Below are 6,663 nucleotides of genomic sequence, written 5' to 3' on the forward strand. Positions count from 1 at the left end.
GCAGCCGACAAGCTGGTGATCACCGTCGATGACGATACGCCGACCCTGGCCTTCGGCAACCTGATCGGCACCGGGACCCAGCTGGCGCAACAAGGCTACTGGAACCTGGGGGCCGGCGCCGACGGGCTGAATGCAGCCGGCCTGGATATTTCGCTGGTGAACAACCAGTTCACCCTGGTCCGGCCGGATGACACGACCACCACCGGGACCGGCACGCTGGTCGAGCAGTCGCCATCACCCGATGGCAATGGCGCCTACCAGTTCGCGGGCACCTTGACCGGTGATTTCGACAACAACGCGGCCACCGCCGATACCACCGTGCACTACACCCTGAGTGCCTACGCCAACGGCACCTATGCCCTGGACCTGGAGGAAGGCTTCCGTTCGGTCATCGTCCTCAGCAGTGCCGATGGCTCGCTGGATGCCGGTGGGCCGGACCCTGTGCGCACGCTGACGATAGGCACCGAAGAGGTGGTGTTCTTCGGCGCCAATCCGCTGGCACCGCAAACCGGCGATAACAGCATCCTGACCGGCATCGGGCTCGGGGCGCCCGACCCGACCGAAGCGCAACTGCAGACCAACCCCCTGCCGTCATTCATCGGCACGGCGGCGTTGAACGTCAGCACCTCGGGTATCGGCATCGCCAACAACAACCTGGAGGGCAACACCACCGCCGGCATCAATGCCGGTGACGAGAGCTTCGTGGTCAACCCCGAGACGCTGTTGACGGCCATGAAGGTCTATATCGACAACTCGGTGCAGGGCTACAACCCGGCCACGGAAGAGCTGTACTACACGATCTACTTCGACAACGGCACGACCTCGGGCGCGCCCATCAAGGTGCAGGCCGCCGACCTGCATGCGGAAGCGGGAGGCCAGACATCCTTTACCCTGGAGTGGGACGACATCCACAAGATCGATGCGGTCCAGCTCACCATGGGCAAGGGTACGATCAAGATCCCGGTGATCGAGTTCATTCAGGAGACCGAGAGCCTGGCCAGCGATATCAAGCTGGCGTTCAACGCGACGGTGACGGACAAGGATGGCGACACCGCGACCAGCGCGTTCGACGCCAACCTGTTCGCCAACGACCCGGCCGATGCCCTCTTCGACTTCAGGCTGGTGGGCACCACGGGTGAGCGGGATGCCTTCAACATCGACCTGTCGGTGGCCGAGAACCAGTACCAGGTCACAGGCTTCGATGCCGGCGCAGGCCAGCGCGATGCGGTGGTGCTTATTGGTGACCCGGGCGCCACTGTGCAGTCGATCAACAACGCCGGCGCCGACAGTATCGTGACGGTGGCCGAGACCGGCGGACAATTGACGACCATCACCCTGGTCGGGGTCGACCTGCTCAATACCGATATTGTGCTGGGCAGCGTCTGAAACCTGGCGCGTCAAACTCAAGCGAGGGTGGCCTGGAAACCACCCTCGCTTTTTTTGGGCTCCCCTATCTACAGCTCCGACATGAGAGCCGCGCCGAACACTCAAGCCGCCCGTCGAACAGCTCTACGACAGGCCTGTCGCCGCCCATCGCAGGCTAACCCAAAGCCCCCTTGCGCGATCGCTGCCTTACCGCCTCCCGTGTCCCCTGCCGCATGGGCTGAAACTCCCATCCGGCCTGGGAGTATCGGCCAATGCGCAATCTGCGACGCATCTTCATAGTTGTCGTATCTGCCAACAGAGGGCCCAGGTGCGGCTTCGACGACTGGAATTGCCCGGGAGAACGTCATGACTATTTCTAAAAAAAACCCATCCCCCACGAACGACCTGACCGCTGACACCAGCACCGCTCTCTACCCCGTTTTCTCCAGCGACAACACGCTGGCCGTCAGCGCTGCCCAGGTGAACAGCGCTTCGTCCATCCTGGTGAACGGTGCGAGCGTGACCCTGGACGAAACCACCGGGTTGCAGAACGCCACTGCGACGCCAAGCCCCGCCGGAGACGCTGACGACAATGACATCCTGCTGGCGGCCCTGCCCTCGGCCTTCGCTACGCGGTTGACGGCCCTTGGGGCCGGAACCGCAACGGACGCCGCCTTGAGTGGCTACACCGGTGCCGTGGGCGACACGGGCAGCAATGCCTTCACCCTGGCGCCCGGCACGAATGTCAGCGATATCAAGTTCACCGACAGCCTCGGCGCGCCGCTCAATGGCCTGGACAGCGGGCTGGATACCCTCGATGGCACCAGCATCCTTCTCTATACGGATACGGACAACAACATCCTGCTGGGCCGGGCCGGTGGCCCTGCCGGTGCGATTGTGTTCGCGGCCTATATCGAAGAAACCGGATCGCCGGTATCCGGCGGCAAGCTCTGGACCGTGGAATACCAACCGCTCAAGCACCCGGATGCCAGCAACCCGGACGATGCCCTCAACCTGCTGAACAAGGTGTTTGTCAGCACCGTCCAGGACGCGGGATTCAGCCTGGCCAATGCACCCTCCGGGCAGAACCTGTTCCTGATGTTCACGGCGGCGAACCCGACGGTGATCAACGACGGTGGCGTCTTGCGGATCACCAATCCGACGCTGATCGCCACCGGTAAGGACCCGGCGGACCAGTCGAGCGGCGCGAACATCAACACTGGCGATACGATCAATACCAGCCAGGGCGGTGGCCCGACCACCCTGGGCACCAACAACCAGATGATTGTGGAACAGGAAGGCATTCGTATTTCGTTCGTCACCGGCGCCCGGCAGAACGTGACCGTGCCTAACCTGGACCAGAACGAAGCGGATGTGGAATCCAATATCGACTTCACCGCGGTCTTTAATACCAAGACAGCCAGTTTCGATGTCGTGCAGCTGCAAGGCGGCAAGACGGCGATGGTGAAAGTCAGCGCATACAGCACTGCGGCCGAACCTGGCGTGAATTTCATCAATGGCTATGCGAACGATGCGTCAGTGGCCATCACCCATATTCGCGTGATCAACAAAAGCACCGGGCTGGTGATCGAGAACTCCGACGGTTCGGTGAATGATCCGAGCATTGCCATCAGCTTTTCCGGCGGCGTGGCAACCATCACCGGCGTCAAGGCCGGCTACCAGATTGAATACACCACCACCGCGGATCACAACCGCGTGCTGGTCGAGAACGGGGCAGCCACCGATGCCAGGGGCGATGACCACGCCGATTTCGATATCGGTGGTTTCACCCTGCGCCAAGCCTCTACCAGCACCGCCGAAATCGGCTCGCAGATGATCTTCGAGGACGATGGACCGGCAGCGGCCGGTACCCCTGCGGCTGGCACCGTCGATGAGGACGGCCTGGCCAATGGCATTGCCGGCGGTGTCGGCGACGTGCCTGGCGAAGCCATCACGGCCAGTGGCAGCGTGACCGGGATCTTCCAGTCCGGCGTCGATGTGCCGCTGAGCTTTAGCTTGTCGAGCGATACCAGCGGCCTGCCAGCCCTGAGTTCGGGTGGAGTGGCACTGGTCTATAGCGTCGCCGGCGACACCCTGACTGCCAAAGCCGGTGCAATCGATGTATTCACCTTCAGCCTCAGCGCGGCGGGCGCCTATAGCTTTACCCTGCTGCAGCCTCTGGATCATCCAGCCGGTAATGACGAAAACGACATTACGATCAACCTGGGTAGCCTGCTGCAAGCCACGGATAAGGACGGTGACACGGTGACGGCCGCCGCCGAGAAACTGGTGATTACCGTCGATGACGACACGCCAACGGCGGCCGGAGCCGCCGAGGCTGGTACCGTCGATGAAGACGGATTGGCCAATGGTATTGCCGGTGGTGTGGGCGACGTGGCTGGCGAAGCAACGACTGCCAGCGGTAGCGTTACCGGTATCTTCCAGTCCGGGGCCGATGTACCGCTGAGCTATAGCTTGTCGAGTGATACCAGTGGCTTGCCGGCATTGAGTTCGGGCGGCGTGGCGCTGGTCTACAGCGTCCTGGGAGATACCCTGACCGCCAAGGCTGGTGCAGTCGATGTGTTCACCTTCAGCCTCAGTGCAGCCGGTGCCTACAGCTTCACCTTGCTGCAACCGCTGGACCATCCAGCCGGCAATGACGAGAACGACATTACGATCAACCTGGGTAGCCTGCTGCAAGCCACGGATAACGATGGCGACACGGTAACGGCTGCCGCCGAGAAACTGGTGATTACCGTCGATGACGACACGCCAACCGCAACCGGAGCCGCCGAGGCTGGTACCGTCGACGAAGACGGCTTGGCCAATGGTATTGCCGGTGGTGTGGGCGACGTAGCTGGCGAAGCCACGACGGCCAGCGGCAGCGTCACGGCGATCTTCCAGTCCGGGGCCGATGTACCGCTGACTTACTCCCTGTCGAGCGACACCAGCGGCTTGCCAGCGCTGAGCTCGGGCGGCGTGGCGCTGGTCTACAGCGTCCTGGGTGACACCCTGACCGCCAAGGCTGGTGCAGTCGATGTGTTCACCTTCAGCCTTAGCGCCGCGGGTGCCTACAGCTTCAGCCTGCTGCAGCCGCTGGATCATCCAGCCGGCAATGATGAAAACGACATCACCCTTAACCTCGGCACGCTGCTGCAAGCTACCGACAAGGACGGTGACACGGTGACGGCCGCCGCCGAGAAACTGGTGATTACCGTCGATGACGACACACCAACGGCGGCCGGAGCCGCCGAGGCTGGTACCGTCGATGAAGACGGATTGGCCAATGGTATTGCCGGTGGTGTGGGCGACGTAGCTGGCGAAGCCACGACTGCCAGCGGTAGCGTTACCGGTATCTTCCAGTCCGGGGCCGACGTGCCACTGACCTATAGCTTGTCGAGTGACACCAGTGGCTTGCCGGCATTGAGTTCGGGCGGCGTGGCGCTGGTCTATAGCGTCCTGGGTGACACCCTGACCGCCAAAGCCGGGGCGACCGATGTATTTACCTTCAGCCTTAGCGCCGCGGGTGTCTACAGCTTCACCTTGCTGCAGCCGCTGGATCATCCAGCCGGCAATGATGAAAACGACATCACCCTTAACCTCGGCACGCTGTTGCAGGCCACGGATAACGATGGCGACACGGTAACGGCTGCCGCCGAGAAACTGGTGATTACCGTCGATGACGACACGCCAACGGCGGCCGGAGCCGCCGAGGCCGGTACTGTCGATGAAGACGGCCTGGCCAATGGCATTGCCGGCGGTGTCGGCGACGTAGCGGGCGAAGCCACCACGGCCAGCGGCAGCGTGACCGGGATCTTCCAGTCGGGTGCCGATGTACCGCTGACTTACTCCTTGTCGAGCGACACCAGTGGCTTGCCAGCTCTGACGTCCGGCGGAGTGGCACTGGTGTACAGCGTCGCTGGCGATACCCTGACCGCCAAGGCTGGCGCAACCGATGTATTCACCTTCAGCCTCAGTGCCGCCGGTGCCTACAGCTTCACCCTGCTGCAGCCGCTGGATCACCCAGCGGGCGACAACGAGAACGACATCACCATTAATCTGGGCACGATACTCCAGGCCACGGATAACGATGGCGACACGGTGACGGCCGCCGCCGAGAAACTGGTGATCACCATCGATGACGACACGCCAACCGCCAATGGGACTGCCGCGGCCGGCACCGTCGATGAAGACGGCCTGGCCAATGGCATCGCCGGTGGTGTGGGTGATGTACCCGGCGAGGCGACCACGGCCAGCGGTAGCGTTACCGGTATCTTCCAATCTGGAGCCGATGTACCGCTGACCTATGCCCTGTCGAGCGACACCAGTGGCTTGCCAGCATTGAGTTCGGGCGGAGTGGCGCTGGTCTACAGCGTCCTCGGCGACACCCTGACCGCCAAAGCCGGTGCCGTCGATGTATTCACCTTCAGCCTCAGTGCAGCCGGTGCCTACAGCTTTACCCTGCTGCAGCCGCTGGACCATCCAGCCGGCAATGACGAGAACGACATCACCCTCAACCTCGGCACCTTGCTGCAAGCTACCGATAAGGACGGCGACACAGTGACGGCCGCCGCCGAGAAACTGGTGATTACCGTCGATGACGACACCCCAACCGCAACCGGAGCCGCCGAGGCCGGAACCGTCGATGAAGATGGCCTGGCCAATGGTATTGCCGGTGGTGTCGGTGATGTAGCGGGTGAAGCCACGACGGCCAGCGGCAGCGTTACCGGTATCTTCCAATCCGGCGCCGATGTACCACTGAGCTATAGTTTGTCGAGTGATACCAGCGGCCTGCCAGCCCTGAGTTCGGGTGGAGTGGCGCTGATCTATAGCGTCGCGGGTGACACCCTGACTGCCAAGGCGGGCGCCGTCGATGTGTTCACCTTCAGCCTCAGTGCCGCCGGTGCCTACAGCTTCAGCCTGCTGCAGCCGCTGGATCATCCAGCCGGCAACGACGAGAACGACATCACCCTTAACCTGGGCACGATACTCCAGGCCACGGATAACGATGGCGACACGGTAACGGCCGCCGCCGAGAAACTGGTGATCACCGTCGATGACGATACGCCAACCGCAACCGGAGCCGCCGAGGCTGGTACCGTTGATGAAGATGGCCTGGCCAATGGCATCGCCGGTGGTGTGGGTGATGTACCCGGCGAGGCGACCACGGCCAGCGGTAGCGTTACCGGTATCTTCCAGTCGGGTGCCGATGTACCGCTGACCTATAGCTTGTCGAGTGATACCAGCGGCCTGCCAGCCCTGAGTTCGGGTGGAGTCGCGCTGGTCTATAGCGTCGCT

Annotated in this window: 2 pseudogenes; both read left to right on the top strand. The window is 62.6% G+C overall.

The window, feature by feature from the left end:
- Positions 1 to 1,386: pseudogene (locus tag J4D28_RS30250) on the top strand (hypothetical protein); the annotation flags it as partial.
- Between the two features lie 345 nt (positions 1,387 to 1,731).
- A pseudogene (locus tag J4D28_RS30255) lies at positions 1,732 to 6,663 on the top strand (hypothetical protein); the annotation flags it as partial.

Source organism: Pseudomonas sp. GW531-T4, from assembly GCF_017349615.1.
Classification (GTDB): domain Bacteria; phylum Pseudomonadota; class Gammaproteobacteria; order Pseudomonadales; family Pseudomonadaceae; genus Aquipseudomonas; species Aquipseudomonas chlororaphis_I.